Origin of the sequence: Vibrio sp. SALL6 (genome assembly GCF_002002385.1) — a bacterium.
Lineage (GTDB): Bacteria > Pseudomonadota > Gammaproteobacteria > Enterobacterales > Vibrionaceae > Vibrio > Vibrio parahaemolyticus.
In genome coordinates this window covers 240,635-257,601 of record NZ_MQVK01000008.1, presented here as the reverse complement: position 1 = coordinate 257,601, position 16,967 = coordinate 240,635, and the positions used below count along the sequence as shown (strand labels likewise).

At 46.2% G+C, this 16,967-nt stretch carries 13 protein-coding genes; 9 read left to right on the top strand and 4 right to left on the bottom strand.

The window, feature by feature from the left end:
* The first annotated feature begins 144 nt into the window (after positions 1–144).
* Entirely contained in the window at positions 145–1,968 is a 1,824-nt protein-coding gene (locus tag BIW15_RS05475; RefSeq protein WP_025536553.1) for a DUF3413 domain-containing protein, read from the top strand.
* A gap of 76 nt (positions 1,969–2,044) precedes the next feature.
* Here the strand turns inward: BIW15_RS05475 and BIW15_RS05470 are convergent, their stop codons facing one another.
* Positions 2,045–3,019 (bottom strand): TDT family transporter, encoded by a 975-nt coding sequence (locus tag BIW15_RS05470; RefSeq protein ID WP_020835446.1) that lies wholly within the window; start codon positions 3,017–3,019, stop codon positions 2,045–2,047.
* Positions 3,020–3,128: 109 nt separating this feature from the next.
* Here BIW15_RS05470 and BIW15_RS05465 point away from each other — a divergent pair, with 109 nt between their 5' ends.
* The 3 genes from BIW15_RS05465 (at position 3,129) to dapD (ending at position 5,844) form a co-directional block, all read left to right on the top strand.
* Positions 3,129–4,055 (top strand): LysR substrate-binding domain-containing protein, encoded by a 927-nt coding sequence (locus BIW15_RS05465; protein WP_005482339.1) that lies wholly within the window; start codon positions 3,129–3,131, stop codon positions 4,053–4,055.
* Between the two features lie 128 nt (positions 4,056–4,183).
* Positions 4,184–4,480 carry a YebG family protein gene (locus tag BIW15_RS05460; protein WP_005482297.1) on the top strand — a complete coding sequence of 99 codons (297 nt, stop codon included), beginning with the start codon at positions 4,184–4,186 and terminating at the stop codon, positions 4,478–4,480.
* Positions 4,481–4,812: 332 nt separating this feature from the next.
* Positions 4,813–5,844: a 2,3,4,5-tetrahydropyridine-2,6-dicarboxylate N-succinyltransferase gene (gene dapD / locus BIW15_RS05455; protein WP_024702408.1), complete on the top strand. Its 1,032-nt coding sequence runs from the start codon at positions 4,813–4,815 to the stop codon at positions 5,842–5,844.
* Between the two features lie 75 nt (positions 5,845–5,919).
* Here the strand turns inward: dapD and glpQ are convergent, their stop codons facing one another.
* Both glpQ and glpT read right to left on the bottom strand, forming a co-directional pair.
* Positions 5,920–6,975: a glycerophosphodiester phosphodiesterase gene (gene glpQ, locus BIW15_RS05450; RefSeq protein ID WP_077280663.1), complete on the bottom strand. Its 1,056-nt coding sequence runs from the start codon at positions 6,973–6,975 to the stop codon at positions 5,920–5,922.
* A gap of 56 nt (positions 6,976–7,031) precedes the next feature.
* A complete protein-coding gene (gene glpT, locus BIW15_RS05445; RefSeq protein ID WP_005456512.1) occupies positions 7,032–8,402 on the bottom strand; it encodes a glycerol-3-phosphate transporter in 1,371 nt (456 codons plus the stop codon).
* Positions 8,403–9,297: 895 nt separating this feature from the next.
* Here glpT and BIW15_RS05435 point away from each other — a divergent pair.
* From BIW15_RS05435 to BIW15_RS05415, 5 genes are all read left to right on the top strand, one after another.
* Positions 9,298–10,152, top strand: coding sequence for an MIP/aquaporin family protein (locus tag BIW15_RS05435; RefSeq protein WP_005456607.1), 855 nt, complete (start codon positions 9,298–9,300; stop codon positions 10,150–10,152).
* Positions 10,153–10,202: 50 nt separating this feature from the next.
* Positions 10,203–11,720 carry a glycerol kinase GlpK gene (gene glpK / locus BIW15_RS05430; RefSeq protein ID WP_005456578.1) on the top strand — a complete coding sequence of 506 codons (1,518 nt, stop codon included), beginning with the start codon at positions 10,203–10,205 and terminating at the stop codon, positions 11,718–11,720.
* A 159-nt stretch (positions 11,721–11,879) separates the two neighbouring features.
* Complete coding sequence (locus BIW15_RS05425; RefSeq protein ID WP_005456614.1) at positions 11,880–12,671, top strand: DeoR/GlpR family transcriptional regulator; 792 nt, start codon at positions 11,880–11,882, stop codon at positions 12,669–12,671.
* A gap of 178 nt (positions 12,672–12,849) precedes the next feature.
* The gene (gene glpD / locus BIW15_RS05420) at positions 12,850–14,409 is read left to right on the top strand and encodes a glycerol-3-phosphate dehydrogenase (RefSeq protein ID WP_069494376.1); all 1,560 of its coding nucleotides are present in this window, start codon (positions 12,850–12,852) and stop codon (positions 14,407–14,409) included.
* Between the two features lie 281 nt (positions 14,410–14,690).
* Entirely contained in the window at positions 14,691–15,638 is a 948-nt protein-coding gene (locus BIW15_RS05415; protein WP_005494158.1) for a CorA family divalent cation transporter, read from the top strand.
* A gap of 76 nt (positions 15,639–15,714) precedes the next feature.
* Here BIW15_RS05415 and BIW15_RS05410 read toward each other — a convergent pair whose 3' ends face one another.
* A complete protein-coding gene (locus BIW15_RS05410; RefSeq protein ID WP_077280662.1) occupies positions 15,715–16,899 on the bottom strand; it encodes an NnrS family protein in 1,185 nt (394 codons plus the stop codon).
* Positions 16,900–16,967 lie beyond the last annotated feature (68 nt).

Sequence of the window (16,967 nt, the reverse complement as noted above, 5' to 3'; positions counted from 1 at the left end):
AAATGGACAGAAAACATCACCTTTTCAAGGCGTAAGCAAAATCTTACACAGCCATACAAAATGTGACATTACTCGCAACTATTCCATAATAAAAAACACTGTTTTATACTCTTGCTACCTATAATTTATAAATATATAAAAAGTATGTTTCGCAAACTGTCTTCCAACAGCGCTTGGCTGATTGCTTTTTTTGCTTGCTTTGCAGTGTATCTGTCGATCGCTTGTTATCCTTTTGTGTTGTCTAACAATCAGAATGAACCGCTAACCTTGTTGCAAGGTTACTATTTGGTTTCGACTCAATATGGCTGGCTGGGCTTGATCGCTCTTCCATTTATGTTGTTGAGTTTATTGCTCTCTTTTCTACCGACTCGAGCATTCAAAGGCATCGTGATCGCTATCGCGATCTGTCTATTGATCATGTTTAAAGTCGATATCCTCGTTTTTCAGCAATACAAACTTCACATCAACGCTCTATTAATCCGTATGTTTTTCGAAGGTGGCGGTGATGTCTTCGATATTTCGTGGATGAGTTGGCTTATCTTCGTCAGTGAAGTTGCCGTTCTGGTGATCGGGCTCGCCTGTACCGTTTGGGTAAGTAATAAACTGGCACAAAGCCGAGCTAAGTTCGTTTTGATAAGCGTCTGGTTTGCTGTATTGCTCAGCACACAGATGATTCATGCGTACAAAAATGCGCTTTACGACGATGAAGTCAGTCAGTTTTCGAATAACTGGCCACTTTACTACCCGCTGACGGCTCGTAAATTTATTTACAAACACGACCTAGTGGATGAGAACATTGCATCGAAGAACCGCGTAGAGTTAACCAATATTGAACGTAGCTCACTCAACTACCCGCTTGCACCCATTCAAGTGCAAAGCAAAGAGAAGCAGCCCAATGTTTTGTTTATCTTGGTTGACGCGTGGCGCTACAGTGATGCGACGCCGGAAGTCATGCCAAATGTCAGCAAGTTCGCCGAAAAAACGGTGAATTTCACACAACATATGAGCGGCGGCAACTCAACTCAAGCGGGTATTTTCAGCCTGTTTTACAGCTTGCCAGCGACCTACTGGGAAAGCTTTTACGCAAGCCAACGCTCTCCTGTTTTTATGGATACGCTGCAAGCAGAAGGCTACCGCATGGGCATTTTTGGCTCGGCACCGCTCACCAGCCCGCCACTTTCTCGCACGGTATTCAAAAAAGTGTCGGACTTGACCTTGAAACAAACTGGGGAAACAGCTGTCGAGCGCGATCAGCAGATAACAGACAAGTTCATCGAGTTCCAAAAGCAGGACAGCGACAAGCCGTACTTTGGTTTTCTGTTCTACGATGCCGCCCACGGCACAGTATTTCCCGAACCTGAATTTGCGAAATTCAAACCATACTGGGAACGCGTTGACCACATTTTGCTCAACAACGATTTTGACGCTTCGCTTTACCACAATCGATACAAGAACTCGTTGTACTACATCGATAGCTTGATTGGCGATGTGCTGAAAAACGTCGACTTAGACAACACCATTGTGGTGATTTCATCAGATCATGGTGAAGAGTTTAACGACCATAAGATGAACTATTGGGGCCACACGGGTAACTACAGTGACGTTCAAGTACATGTGCCTCTTTATGTGTACATGCCAAATCGTCAACCAGAGCAAATTGATTACCGCACGACCCATTTTGACGTCGTGCCAACCATGATGAATACGCTGTTTGACGTTCAAGGCACAACGAGTTCATACAGCGTTGGTCATAACTTGTTTGATAGCTCTGCCCCTCGCGATTGGTATATTGCTGGCAGCTACTACAACTATGCATTGGTCGGCAAAGAACTGATGCTTGTGGTCAATCCTGGCGGGCACTCTCAGCAACTGAATCGCCAATTAAAAGTCGAGAAAGAACAGAAAGTTCCTGTCGATATCATTCGTCATTCTCTGGATGAGATGTCGCGATTTTACAAAAAAGGCTAGTGTCCAACATCGACGCCGATTGAAATAAAAAAGCCTCTTGGTTTGTAAGACCAAGAGGCTTTTTCCTATCTGCTATTTAAGCGTGATGAGCGTGCATCAAGCGTGGCTGAATCAACAAGTTGTTGATGTATTGTAAAGCCACATAAGAGACAACAAATGTTGCCACAATCAACTCAAGACCAGCTAAGGCTCGCACTTGTTGAACATAGTGCGCAGCCAATCCTTGCAACTCCATCCAATTCGCCATTTTAAACAGCGCCGTCGCACCGATCACCATCGGGAAAGTGAACGCCGCATAGCCTGGGCTAAATGGCAGTCTAAGCAATTTAAAGAATGCGAGGTAAATGATGGCTGTCATCAATACCGCGATACCAAATAGCATAGCGATGATCACTGGTGATGGTGTAGCAGTGACCGTTAAGTACCCTGCCAATGATAGACTTGCTGGCGCTGCCATGATTGCCATTGTTGGTTTCGCTGCATCCGGAATTTCATGGGTAAACATGAAACGGTAAATCATCATCGGCAACATGATCGCATACGCCACCATACCAAACATCAATGCACCTTGTGCCACTGGTGCTAACATCGGGTTGCCAGAGAAAGACACATCCGCAACGATGATACCCACTGGCGGTACAAACCAACTAGGAACCATGTGGTGCAATTCAAAATCTTTGGCGCGATGGTAAACAAAGCTCACCAAGAACACGATGTGCAGAACCACTGCAATCAGCCAAAGTACATCACCAGCCAATGGGTAAAAATGGCCGAGAGAGTTCGATACCACCATAGTGCCCATCGCAAATGTCGGAACCACGCTGCCCACAACCGGATGAGCAAGATCTTCTCTCAATAAATGGTTATGTAGCAAAAACTTGGTTGCCAATATAACCAACAATACGCTCGCAATACCCGCACTAATCCACTGTCCGTAGCCATGTAATTCGGCGAAGTTTTCCCAACTCCAGCCTAAGCTTGCAATACCAAGAGCCAAACCCGCCATCGGAGTTGGCGCTCCCATTACTTTTGCTTTTGTTCTTTGAATCATGATGACCTCAACCAGACTCACTCTTGATGGGACGTATAATACGCTTGCACTTCGTTCCGATATATCTAATTATTTAAAACAAACGTTCAGAATTACTTAACGGCGGGGTATGGCAAGTCACATTTCTCTTAAACAACTGAAAGTGTTTACGACGATCACGCAGCACAAAACGCTCACAGCGGCTTCTGATAGTCTCTTTTTATCGAAAGCCGCTGTGAGCATGGCACTCTCAGAATTAGAAAAGCAGATCGGCCATCACTTATTTGATCGTGTTAATAACCGACTGATTTTGAACCAAGAAGGTCAAAAACTACTGCCACTGGCGGATGAGTTACTCAACCGAGCCAAAGACATCGAGAGCATTTTCGATGGTGACCAAGCGCTATCGGGCCAACTTCGCATTGGTGCCAGCGACACCATTGGCAACCAAGTCGCGCCCTATTTGCTTAGCGAATTTCGTCAGCAAACGAACCATCGTTCTCAAAGCCTGTTCATTTCTAACTCCGCACAAATCTGCGACATGCTGACCGATTACGAGTTAGACATAGCCCTCATTGAAGGCAAAACACTTCACCCTGAATTGCAGTCCACCCAGTTTAGCGAAGATGAAATGTGCGTGATTTGCGCGCCCGATTACCCAGCCGCGCACGAAGGGCCAGTAAACTTAACCGAGCTAGAAAACAGTGAATGGATATTGCGAGAGGCGGGATCTGGTTCACGCGAATTTTTTATGCGCGTTGTCGCGCCGCGCTTGGAACATTGGCATGAAGCTTTTCAGCTCAATACCACCGAAGCGTTGATCAACTCAGTATCTGCTGGGCTGGGCTTAGGTTGCTTGTCACGCTTGTCTGCAGAACCTGCTATTCGTGACGGTCGTGTAAAACTGCTCGACATGCCTTTAGATATGAAACGCCGCTTCTGGTTACTGGTTCATAAAGAGAAATATCAAAGCCCATTGCTCAAAACGTTTATCGAATTTTGCCAAGATTGGGAACGACCAACCAACCTTCCTTTGGGGAATAAATCCGCAAAGTGAAACCAAGATAGTTTAAATGCTAGTCAGTTAGTTGTACGTGTCTCTCATTCTGAGGCTTGTGGCTAGACTTGATTGGTCAAAAACTGTATAAAAAGCCAGTATCAATACACCAAATTAGGGGACCAACCATGGCTGTAATCGTCAAGTACGTGGTAGAACGCAATGGAGAAGAGAAAATGACTTTTACCTCTAAAGCGGAAGCTGACGCATACGACAAAATGCTGGATATGGCAGATGAACTATTCACACTGCTAGGTAAAAGTGAACTTCTAGAAGACGAAGGCAAGCAAGAAGATCTTGCGATGTTCCTTGCGCAAAACAAAGAAGAGTTGCTTTACGCAATCGGTGCAAAACGTAAACCTGCACCAAAGAAAGCAAAAAAGCTTGAAGCTGTAGAAGAAGAACAGCAAGAAGACGCAGCATAATCCAATGACTGCCCTTCAAATAACGCCGCATCTTGTGGCGTTTTTTTATGCCTGAAAGCATAGAGCATAATGAAAGAACGCCCTTTCTTTCTAGACCCGAGACAAGAAACTGCCTTTTCTTAATTTCAGCAAAACTCTCCCAATAGACCACCTCGTAGCCACATTTCTCATCAGACAGACATATCTCCGAAAAGACAAAAGGTATCCATCTACGGACTTTCTCCATTTCTCCCCTTTAAACTCCCCAATACACTCTTTATGATGGCTGACAACGTAATTATTTCTTGTCAGTGAACAGACGAGACACAAGACTCAACACATGGAGATCAACTATGGCTTTCTTTTCTCTAGCCTTTGGTACGGCAACTAAAAACCGCGACGGTAAAATCATCGAAGCGTTTTTCCCAAACCCAGTTCTTAACCCAAGCGACACACTTGTTAACGCACTGGCTGCAGTAGCAGGTTACGAGCAAGGCAACCAAGCTATCGAGATCTCTGCGGCACAAAGTGTAGAACTTGCGGCAGCATTCGAAGCAAACGGCGATGCAGCAAACGCATCTTTCGCAACCAAAGCAGCAGAATCAGCACAACCGCTTGTACTGGTTATTCTAGCTACGGATGAACAGCCACAATCTGTTGCTGAAGGCTTCCTAAAACTTCAACTTATCTCTAACCGTCTAGTTAAGCCACACGGCACAGTACTGGATGGCATCTTCGGTCTGCTGCACAACATCGCATGGACAAACGAAGGCCCAATCGACCTACCTGAGCTGGCTGAGCGTCAAATCGAAGCTCGCCTAGCTGGCCGTACGCTAAGCGTAGATTGCGTAGACAAGTTCCCTAAAATGGTGGACTACGTGGTTCCAACTGGTGTCCGTATCGCAGACACTTCTCGCGTACGTCTTGGCGCACACGTTGGCGAAGGCACAACTGTTATGCACGAAGGCTTCATCAACTTCAACGCGGGTACAACTGGCGTGAGCATGGTTGAAGGCCGTATCTCTGCTGGCGTGGTTGTTGGTAACGGTTCAGACATCGGTGGCGGTGCATCGATCATGGGTACGCTATCTGGCGGCGGTAAAGTTGTGGTTTCTATTGGTGAAAACTCACTACTAGGCGCGAACGCAGGCCTTGGTTTCCCAATGGGTGACCGTTGTACTATCGAATCAGGTTTGTACGTGACTGCTGGTTCTAAAGTGCGCATGCTAGATTCTGCAGGTCAAGAAGTCGAAGTGGTGAAAGCACGCGACCTTGCTGGTGTTTCTGACCTACTGTTCCGTCGTAACTCTGTGACAGGTCAAATCGAGTGTCTTGCAAACAAGAGCGCGGTTGAACTGAACAGCGAACTGCATAAAAACAACTAATAAGAATACGAAAATCCCCCAGCAGGAAACTGTTGGGGGATTTTTTTAGCTTAAAGCAAAATGCGTGAGTGCTGATTACTGATTTAAAAAGCTGACTGCTTTATCTGGAAAGTCAGTAAACAAACCATCCACTTTCACTTGGTTGTAGTACACATCCATCATGCCTTCAAAGCTGTCCGTGTACGCAGGAATACGTCCTGGATCGGCACGGAACGTGTATGGATGAACTTGCAAGCCAGCGTCTTTTGCAGCCTTCATCAACGGCTTGATGATGATATTGTCTTTGGTGGACTTATCATCCACCAGCATCGGCTTCCAAGGTCCAATACCTTCGGCGTAACTCGCCACTTTCTTCATGCCGTCGGCTTCGAACATCCAATCATAGCTGTATGGCATTGCTGTATCGCCTTTGTACACCATAGTTTCGTTCCAATCGGTGTAAGCCATGAGCTGAACGAGCTTTAAATCCATGTCCATTACTGGCATCAACTCACTGTTAATGCGTTGCAGTTCATTCGCATCAAAACACTGCAGGTAGACTTTGTCGTCTTGCGAGTCGTAACCGTACTGCTTCAAGACTTTAAGCACCGCTTTAGAAATGTCCTTACCTTCGTGACGATGGAACCAAGGCGCTTTAATTTCTGGGTAAATACCGATGTCGTAACCCAACGTTTTATTGAGGCCTTGGATCAGTTCAATCTCTTCAGCAAACGTCGGTACAGTGAAATCAGATTTCCACATTGGGAATCGAGTTGGATAACCGGCGACTTTTTTGCCGTTTTCGTCGATATTGAACCCTTCAGTGACTCGCAGAGATTTGATTTCTGCCAGAGTAAAGTCAATCGCGTAATAACGACCATCTTCGCGTGCGCGATCAGGAAAACGCTCCGCTACATCCGTGACGCGATCCAAGTAATGGTCATGCAACACCACTAACTGGTCGTCTTTCGTCATCACGACATCTTGCTCGATGTAATCTGGTTTCATTGCATAAGCCAAAGCTTTGGCTTCTAAAGTATGCTCCGGTAAATAACCAGAAGCACCGCGGTGAGCGATAACAAGCGGCTTTGCAATTGCGCCAGCAGATAGGCTAAGCGCTAAAAATGTGAGACATACTGACTTGGTTTTCATTGTTATATCCTTGATAAAGCGAAGAGGCAGTATTCCACTGCCTCTTTAAATAAATATTACGCTAGCGCTTCTTGTTCCTTTTCGCGCTCTTTTTGCTCGTGGTGTGCGCGTTCGCCTAGAAGCGCATACGTCAAACACACGATAGAAGTAATACATGAACCAATTAGAATGATGAAACCGCCATCCCAACCGAAATGGTCCACGGTGTAACCAAGAACCGCGTTCGCAGCCACCGCACCGCCTAAGTAACCAAACAAGCCAGTTAGACCAGCAGCAGTACCCGCTGCTTTTTTCGGCGCCAATTCAAGTGCATACAAACCAATCAGCATGACAGGGCCGTAAATCAAGAAGCCAATCGCGATAAGAGCCATCATATCGATTGTTGGGTTGCCCGCAGGGTTGAACCAGTAAACCAATACCGCCAACGTTACCAATACCATGAACAAGATGCCTGCAGGTGCACGACGGCCTTTGAACAGCTTGTCCGAAATCCAACCACACAATAACGTGCCAGGAATACCCGCCCACTCGTATAGGAAGTAAGCCCAAGACGATTTATCTACCGAGAAGTCCTTCGCTTCTTTTAGATAAACGGGTGCCCAGTCCAACACACCGTAACGGATCAAGTAAACAAACGCGTTTGCAATCGCAATCGACCACAACAGTTTATTGTTGAATACGTACTTGAAGAAAATTTCCTTCGCCGTCATTTCTTGTTCATGCGACTTGTCGTAGTCATCTGGGTAGTCATCTTTGTACTCTTCAATCGGCGGTAGACCACAAGACTGAGGCGTATCTCGAACCGTCATCCAAATGAACACTGCAACCAAAGTGGCGAAAAATGCAGGTACATAAAATGCGGTGCGCCAATCATCGTTAAATGCCCACAGACCCAAAATGAATAGTGGACCAATCAAACCGCCACCCACGTTGTGCGCTACGTTCCAAACCGAAACGATCTCACCACGCTCTTTACGTGACCACCAGTGCACCATGGTTCGCCCACAGGCAGGCCACCCCATACCTTGGAACCAACCGTTCAAAAATAGAAGAATAAACATTGCCGTGATGCTGCCTGTTGCCCATGGCATAAAGCCAAAGCAGAACATAACCAGAGCAGACATCAACAAACCGCCACTGAGGAAATAGCGCGGGTTAGAACGGTCAGACACGCTGCCCATTAAAAATTTTGAAAGGCCATAAGCGATTGAAACAGCCGCCAAAGCAACACCAAGGTCACCACGGCTGTAACCCTCCTCGATGAGGTACGGCATCGCTAAACTGAAGTTTTTACGAACCAAATAGTAGCCAGCGTAGCCAACAAAAATACCGATGAACAGTTGCCAACGGAGGCGAGAATAGGTGCTATCAATGCTATCTGGGGATAGACGATCAATGTGCGCCTTAGGTTTGAATATTCCAAACATAGGAACCTCATTATGTATATGCGATGGTAAAGAACCCAAAAGGAGCGAACGAAACAAAATTAACATTCGTTCGAAAGTTTCTGCATTGTATGAGGTTAGGATTTAATTTCTGTGATAAATGTTGCATAGGAATTAATTATTAGTAAATACAGCAAATTAGCCACCATTAATTAGACAGCCGTTCAACTTTACTCAGAATTCGTTAATATCTTTTCTTGATCAAAAAAGAACATTTAATCACTCACATTCGAAACTAAACAAAATAAAGGCTCGAATAGGAACACAAATTCGAGATAAATGGTGCGGCATGACGCATTAAGCTAAGGAAAAATCAGTAATAACAAAAGTGAAGGAAAAGTTTGGTGTTTAGTTTCAAACGAAATAAAGAGTCCAAAAACAACCAAGTTCTACTGAGGTGCACATTTCGTACACTTAGCGCGATGAACACACTTTGGGAAGGCAGAATCCACATCATACTCTCGTTCTACGCGAGTCCGATTTTATCGTCGTGCGCTCTAGTTATTTTCTTTCAGGATCTCCCCCAAAGCCTTTGCTGTATCTGGCTTTAACTACCTCTTAGGGATTACTTTTTACACAAACTATTGAACGATAATCCACCATTGACGAACCAGCTTCACAAAACTCCTCTTACCAGTTGTGCATTTGTTTTCACATCGGTAATTTGAGCGCTGAAAATGACTCACTCATCCCTATAAAGAGCTTTCTATCAGTTTCCTTTCTGGTCAAAAGATGCGCCATTTAACAAAAACGAAGAGTTTGGTTAACAAATTCATGCTCAAACGCTCATTTTTAATGCTCGTTTGTTTTCGCAAACGTTTATATGTGCACAATACTATCGTGCTAGATAAGCAAAAATAACTATAGGACTCTTAACATGACAACCAACAAACACCCCTCTCTGCTCGGAGAATGTTTGGCCGAGTTCATCGGTACAGGACTACTCATCTTCTTCGGCGTTGGCTGCGTCGCAGCCTTAGTATTAACAGGCGCATCTTTTGGACAATGGGAAATCAGTATTGTATGGGGCTTAGGTGTCTCCATCGCGATCTACTGTACTGCCGGCGTTTCAGGCGCACACATCAACCCAGCCGTAACCATTGCATTAGCGATGTTTCATGGTTTCGATAAAGCGAAAGTGGTGCCGTACATCATCGCTCAGATGTTAGGTGCATTTTTCTCTGCCGCTTTGGTTTACAGCTTGTACAGCAACCTTTTCACCGATTACGAAATCGCACACAACTTTGTACGTAGCAGCCAAGACGCCCTTGCAACGGCTGGTATTTTCTCAACTTACCCACACGCTTCTCTTTCTTTCTTTGGCGCATTTGCTGTGGAATTCGTCATTACAGCTGTATTAATGTTTGCCATTTTGGCTCTGGGTGATGAAAACAACGGTGCCGCTCGTGGCGCGATGAACCCATTATTGATTGGTATTCTGATCGCGGTTATTGGTGGTTCTCTTGGTCCACTGACTGGCTTTGCGATGAACCCAGCTCGTGACTTTGGCCCTAAACTGTTCGCGTACTTTGCAGGTTGGGATTACGCACTGACCGGCGCTAAAGACATCCCTTACTTTATCGTTCCCCTTCTTGCTCCTATTGCGGGTGCTTGCTTTGGTGGTTGGTTATATCCAAAAGCGATCGCGGCATACCTCCCTCGCCAAGGTCACGGTTGTACCATTCCAAACCAATGTGATACTGAAGAAGAAACAGAAGAAGCTCGAGCTTAACCGCTTGCCAATTACTAAAATATAAATAACGAAACAAAAGGATTCTTACCATGACTGAGCAAAAATACATTGTTGCCCTCGACCAAGGTACGACAAGCTCTCGCGCTGTTATTCTTGATCACGACGCCAATATCGTAAGCGTCGCTCAGCGAGAGTTTACTCAGATTTATCCACAAGCAGGTTGGGTTGAGCACGATCCAATGGAAATCTGGGCAACACAAAGCTCTACATTAGTTGAAGCTTTGGCTAAGTCAGGCATCCGAAGCGACCAATTAGCTGCTATTGGTATTACGAACCAACGTGAAACCACCATCGTCTGGAACAAAGAAACAGGCAAACCCGTCTACAACGCAATCGTATGGCAATGTCGTCGCACCGCAGACATTTGTGAAGACCTAAAAAGCCGCGGCTTAGAAGATTACGTTCGCGACAACACCGGCTTGGTGCTTGACCCTTACTTCTCTGGCACTAAAGTGAAGTGGATTCTGGATAACGTAGAAGGCGCACGCGAAGATGCAGAAGCAGGTAAACTGCTGTTTGGTACCGTCGATACGTGGTTAGTATGGAAGATGACTCAAGGCCGCGTTCACGTTACTGACTACACCAACGCATCACGTACCATGCTGTTTAACATCAACGACCTATGTTGGGACCAAAAGCTGTTGGATGAGATGGGCATTCCGGCATCAATGATGCCAGAAGTAAAACGCTCTTCGGAAATTTACGGCAAAACGAACATCGGTGGTAAAGGCGGTACTCGTATTCCTATCGCAGGGATTGCAGGTGACCAACAAGCGGCGCTATACGGCCAAATGTGTGTGGAAGCTGGCCAAGCGAAAAACACATACGGCACAGGTTGTTTCTTGCTGATGAACACTGGCCAAGAGAAAGTCACCTCGAAGAATGGTCTGCTTACCACACTAGCTTGTGGCCCGAAAGGCGAGCCAGCTTACGCACTTGAAGGTGCAGTGTTCATGGGGGGTGCCTCTATCCAGTGGCTACGTGATGAACTGAAAATCCTAAACGGTGCAGAAGATTCTGAATACTTCGCAACAAAAGTGGACACATCGAACGGCGTTTATGTAGTACCAGCCTTTACTGGCCTTGGCGCTCCATACTGGGATGCTTACGCACGTGGCACCATTGTTGGCCTTACTCGCGGTGTGAACTCAAACCACATTATCCGAGCGACTCTGGAAGGCATCGCTTACCAAACTCGTGACGTATTGGATGCGATGCAAGCTGACTCTGGCATCAAGCTCGCAAACTTGCGTGTTGATGGCGGTGCGGTAGCAAACAACTTCCTAATGCAATTCCAATCGGATGTATTAAACACAGAAGTGCACCGTCCACAAGTGACTGAAGTAACGGCTCTTGGTGCTGCATACCTGGCAGGTTTAGCGGTTGGTTACTGGAACAGCATTGATGAGCTGCAAGATAAAGCAGTGCTTGATCGTACGTTCGAACCGCATGATGACGAAGAAAAACGCAACCGTCGTTACAAAGGTTGGAAACGCGCTGTGAAATGTGCGCAAACTTGGTCTGAACTGCACGACGAAGACGATTAATTTTTCTCCCAAACGAACAAAGAGCGCCATTTGAGCGCTCTTTTTTGCGTCTTATCCCCGATTCCTACCTGCCTTTACTTCTCACAACGCGCAAATTCGAGCACAATAGCGCTTCGAATTTGAAGCATTGGCCGTTACCAATGCACAAGGGAGTGGTAAGTGAAGCAAATACCTAGACACCAGCAGATTGTTGAACTGGTGAAAAAACAAGGCTATGTCAGCACGGATGAGTTGGTAGAAAGATTCAATGTCAGCCCACAAACCATCCGACGCGATCTCAACGAACTCGCAGACGACAACAAAATTCGTCGTTATCACGGTGGTGCAACCATCCCTCTCAGTTCAGAAAACACATCTTACAACACGCGTAAAGCGCTTAACTTCAATGAAAAAGATGTCATTGCAGAAGAGGTGGTGAAACACATTCCTGACGGCGCGACGCTATTTATTGATATCGGCACAACACCAGAAGCAGTCGCGCGTGCGCTCACTAAGAGCCATAAGCAACTACGCGTAGTCACCAACAACATCAACGTGGCAACCATTCTCTTCCCCAACCCAGAGATCAAAGTCATCTTAGCGGGTGGTGAAGTCCGCAGTCGCGATGGCGGTATCGTAGGCGAGGCGACGCTCGATTTTGTGAAACAGTTCCGTCTAGATTTTGGCATTCTCGGCATCAGTGGCATCGATTTTGATGGTTCCCTATTGGACTTTGATTACCACGAAGTACGCGTGAAGCAAGCGATCATCGACAACAGCCGCAGCGTATTTCTCGCCGTCGACCACACCAAGTTTGGTCGCAATGCCATGGTGAAACTGGGCAACATCGCGCAACTGAACATGATATTTACTAACAAACAGCCACCAGAAGAAATTCTCGCGATCTTAAAAGACGCCGCAATTCCCCTCGAAGTGGTCGAAGCGAATGTAACATCAGCAGACGCCGAATAGATAAATCGCTCAAATTTGAACCTCAAAATGACCTCTGTCTTAATTAGACAGAGGTTTTTTTATGCCCAAATCACACAAAACGCTCACAAACGAAAATAATAGATGATCACAAACGAAACCTGAGCTAGGATCAAATCATGTTCTAAAATGCTCGTTCGCTCACCAAGAGGTCAAATTCATGAGTATACAAAAAAATACTTCCACAACTAGCTCATCCACTCTTTTAGACTTGATCGTTATCGGTGGCGGCATTAACGGGGCTGGCATTGCAGCTGATGCAGCTGGCCGCGGTTTGAGTGTCGGTTTATATGAAGCTAACGATTTTGCATCAGCAACGTCTTCAGCAAGTTCTAAACTTATTCACGGTGGATTACGCTACCTTGAACACTACGAGTTTCGTTTGGTTTCGGAAGCGCTCGCAGAGCGTGAAGTGATTCTACGTAAAGCACCACACGTCGCTCTACCAATGCGTTTCCGTTTGCCTCATCGCCCATTCCTACGCCCAGCTTGGATGATCCGCTGTGGCCTGTTCCTTTACGATAACTTGGGCAAACGCACAACTCTACCAGGCAGTAAAACCGTCAACCTTGCAAAATCTGGCTTGCTAAAACCAGAAATGAAAACCGGTTTTGAATACTCAGACTGCTGGGTTGATGACGCTCGTTTAGTCTTGCTGAACGTTATGGCGGCTCGTGAAAACCACGCCGAAGTACGTAACTACTGTCGCGTTGAAAAAGCGCACCGTGAAAACGGCGTATGGCATGTGACTATCCATGATGTAACGACAGACCAACGCTTCGAGCGCAAAGCGAAAGCTCTGGTTAACGCTGCTGGTCCATGGGTGAAACAGTTCTTTGATGAAGGATTGGAGCAAACCTCCCCTCGCAACATTCGTTTGATCAAAGGCTCGCACATCGTTGTTCCTCGTATCCACAACGAACCGCAAGCCTACATTCTTCAAAACAAAGATAACCGCATCGTATTTATGATTCCTTATCTAGATAAGTTCTCAATCATCGGTACGACAGATGTGGAATACAAAGGTGACCCACGTGAAGTGGCGATCTCGGATGACGAAGTTGATTACCTCATCGACATCGTGAACCAACACTTTGTCCACCAGCTTACTCGTGAAGATGTGGTTTGGACTTACAGTGGTGTACGTCCTCTGTGTGATGATGAGTCTGACTCACCGCAAGCGATCACACGAGACTACACGCTAGAGCTCGATGCAGAGTACGACCAAGCACCATTGTTGTCAGTATTCGGTGGCAAGCTAACGACTTACCGTAAACTCGGTGAAGCGGCGATGAAGAAACTGGAACCGTACCTACCTCAAATGGGTGGTAACTGGACAGCAAATCAAACGCTACCAGGTGGTAACTTTAGCTGCACCCGTGAACAGTTAGCGAAGCAAATTCACGTGAAATACTCATGGGCACCGCAAGCGCTGATTCTGCGCTATGTGACTCAGTTTGGTACGCAAACGTGGGATTTGATGGAAGGCGCATCCAGTGAAGCCGATCTTGGCCAAGCGTTCTCAGAGCAAGCAGGCGGCGTATACCAACGCGAGATCGATTACTTGATGAATCATGAAATGGCGCTAACCGACGAAGACATTTTATGGCGTCGTACTAAACTTGGTCTTTACATGAACGACGAAGAAAAACAGGCACTTGCCGACTACCTGAAAGAAAAGTTGCAACAAAAAGTGGTCAACCTTTCTCAGGTTAGCTAGAAAGCTCCTCCCCCCCCTCACCTATGACAAAGCCTGCCTCGTTGCAGGCTTTTTGTTTCCCCTTGTTACTGTGCGGTTCTTATTGCTTCACTTGCTTACCAATAAGAACAATTATTCATAGACATTTGGCGTAAAATGCAATCATACTCATTTGAATAATTATCCCCCATGACTTCAATGTGAAGGAGTGAGAAAGTTGCGGCGTGTAGTGCGCTCAGTCATTCTCGCTAAGTTAAGCATCTGGGGATTATTGGGGTATAGGCTCATACAAGGAAAAGAAAATGGGTTTTATGATTGAACATTGGGATTTCTCAACCCCAATGGCGACTCAAGAAACAACAGCGGCGGAACACATTCAACCGAATCATTGGTACCACTGTGAAAGGCTTCATCCCGATATTCGTGGCTGGCTAGAGGACAATCACGTACCACGTGCGACGGTCGATCATCTGTTAGCCGACGAGAGCCGACCATCTTTCCATCCTTTGGATGACGATAACTTCATGCTGATCTTACGAGGCATCAACATGAACGAGAATGCGTCGCCGGAAGACATGCTCAGTATCCGTATTCTCTATTTTCAGGGCGCACTGATCTCGACTCGTAAGATCCCATCACGTGCAATCATGGAAATTCGCCAAGCATTAGCAGAGCACAAAGGGCCGAAAAGCCTGGCGAGCTTACTGAATCAAATCATCGAAGGGTTGAACGGCAAAATCGACTTGTATCTCGACACCATCGAAGAAACGTTAAACGAGTTTGACGTCAATGATGAGTCAACATACAACCACATTGCGGCACAAAAGGCGCTTATTTCCATCAAACGTTTTATTCGCCCTCAGCAATATGCGATTCGTGATTTGATCGAGTCAGAGTCAGAATTGGTAACATCAAGACCTCACCAATATCGCTTTGCGCATAACAACATTACTCGCATCAACGAAACGATTGAATTTTACCTTGGCGAAGTAGCGCTTTTCCAAGACGAAATCAAACACAACCGAGACGAGAAGACCAATAAAAACAGTTACCTGTTTACTTTAGTTGCCACCATTTTCTTACCAACCAGCTTCCTAACAGGACTACTTGGTATCAACATTGGTGGCATGCCGGGCGTAGAATCCTCCATGGCGTTCACTTGGTTCTGCATCGCTTTGATTGTGATCTTTGGCCTAGAGTGGTTGCTGTTCAAACGCTTAGGGTTCACGAACAAAACGGATGATGAATAAGCGATAAAACCGTAAAGCGCAGAAACCAAAAGAGGAGCGACACGCTCCTCTTTTTTACCACTCAAGTCTAAACGCTTTATCCAGGATGACCATCCACACGAGGGGTCACGAGCATCATACCAAAGCGCCACACAAACAGCCCAAACGCGACAATCCACAATCCGCCACTGATATCAATCCACAGCATCATGTTCGCTGGGTCAAAGATCACGGCGAAACTGCGAACCAAAGCAGCCGCGGTAATCGCCGCAAACGCAAGGCTCATGTTTGGCCCTTTGTAGATCATGCGACCGGTGTGCCCCATCGTCACACGCGCGATCATCGCCAAAATCAAGCCGCCTAACGCACCTATCGCAAACAGGTGAATGAGGTTATGGCTAGCAAATGCATCTCCCCAAGCGCTTCGCAAAATTAAGCTTAGTGGCAAACACAAATACGCTGCATGCAGCGACCACACTAAAGGCTCGCTGAGGGTTAACCAAGGTTTCCAGCGAACAAAACGCACCAACTGAGCAACACCTGCAAACAGCATCAACGGATTGCCTAGTTCTGCAAACGTCACGGGGAAAAAGCTCAGCACAAATAGCATTACCAACGGCAAGTTCGCGAACCAATCTAACCACGGCAGTGGTTGTGCTTTTTCGAAATTAAATCGACGAGCAGTAAAAAATGGAATCACACGTCCACCCATCACCGACAATAACAACGTAAACCACCACAACATCGCCTGCCACACAGCAGAAGAAGTAAACGGCGGCATGCCTTTTATCGTCGCGTAGCTTGCAAAGTTCGCAAAGATGGCCAAAAGGAACAGAGGCACAAAAAATAAATTACGCCACCCTTTGGCTCGATAAACACGAATGCCTACCTCATAGGTAACAAACAGTAAAAATACCGCTTCAATGCTGCTGGTTAACCACAAGGGTACTGGCGTCCAAAGCAATATTCTAGGTGCTAACCACAAGCCAAATATGACCAAAAGTGTGTAATGCTTGGTGCCATTAATGCCCGTCCAGTTTTGTACAGCAGTCAATACAAAACCAACCACAATCGCCATCGAAAAACCAAATAACATTTCATGCACGTGCCACCACAATGCCGGTACAGCTAATGCGTTTGGCTGTCCGGTTTGGAACATCCACACCCACAACGCAATCGCAACAATGGCGTAAATCGACCCAAACAGAAAAAACGGCCGAAAGCCTAATCGCAGCCATGCGGGGATTTTTTCTTCCACTTTTTTATCGGTGATGTTCAGCATTATCTTGCCCTCAAGCGTCTCTCGATGCTGGTTAACTCAACTACGATGTTGATGCTACCATAAACATG

Excerpts from the sequence above, each read along its gene's own strand:
- BIW15_RS05475 (WP_025536553.1), top strand. The coding sequence starts at position 145 with ATGTTTCGCAAACTGTCTTCCAACAGCGCTTGGCTGATTGCTTTTTTT.
- BIW15_RS05470 (WP_020835446.1), bottom strand. The coding sequence starts at position 3,019 with ATGATTCAAAGAACAAAAGCAAAAGTAATGGGAGCGCCAACTCCGATG.
- BIW15_RS05465 (WP_005482339.1), top strand. The coding sequence starts at position 3,129 with ATGGCAAGTCACATTTCTCTTAAACAACTGAAAGTGTTTACGACGATC.
- BIW15_RS05460 (WP_005482297.1), top strand. The coding sequence starts at position 4,184 with ATGGCTGTAATCGTCAAGTACGTGGTAGAACGCAATGGAGAAGAGAAA.
- dapD (WP_024702408.1), top strand. The coding sequence starts at position 4,813 with ATGGCTTTCTTTTCTCTAGCCTTTGGTACGGCAACTAAAAACCGCGAC.
- glpQ (WP_077280663.1), bottom strand. The coding sequence starts at position 6,975 with ATGAAAACCAAGTCAGTATGTCTCACATTTTTAGCGCTTAGCCTATCT.
- glpT (WP_005456512.1), bottom strand. The coding sequence starts at position 8,402 with ATGTTTGGAATATTCAAACCTAAGGCGCACATTGATCGTCTATCCCCA.
- BIW15_RS05435 (WP_005456607.1), top strand. The coding sequence starts at position 9,298 with ATGACAACCAACAAACACCCCTCTCTGCTCGGAGAATGTTTGGCCGAG.
- glpK (WP_005456578.1), top strand. The coding sequence starts at position 10,203 with ATGACTGAGCAAAAATACATTGTTGCCCTCGACCAAGGTACGACAAGC.
- glpD (WP_069494376.1), top strand. The coding sequence starts at position 12,850 with ATGAGTATACAAAAAAATACTTCCACAACTAGCTCATCCACTCTTTTA.
- BIW15_RS05415 (WP_005494158.1), top strand. The coding sequence starts at position 14,691 with ATGGGTTTTATGATTGAACATTGGGATTTCTCAACCCCAATGGCGACT.
- BIW15_RS05410 (WP_077280662.1), bottom strand. The coding sequence starts at position 16,899 with ATGCTGAACATCACCGATAAAAAAGTGGAAGAAAAAATCCCCGCATGG.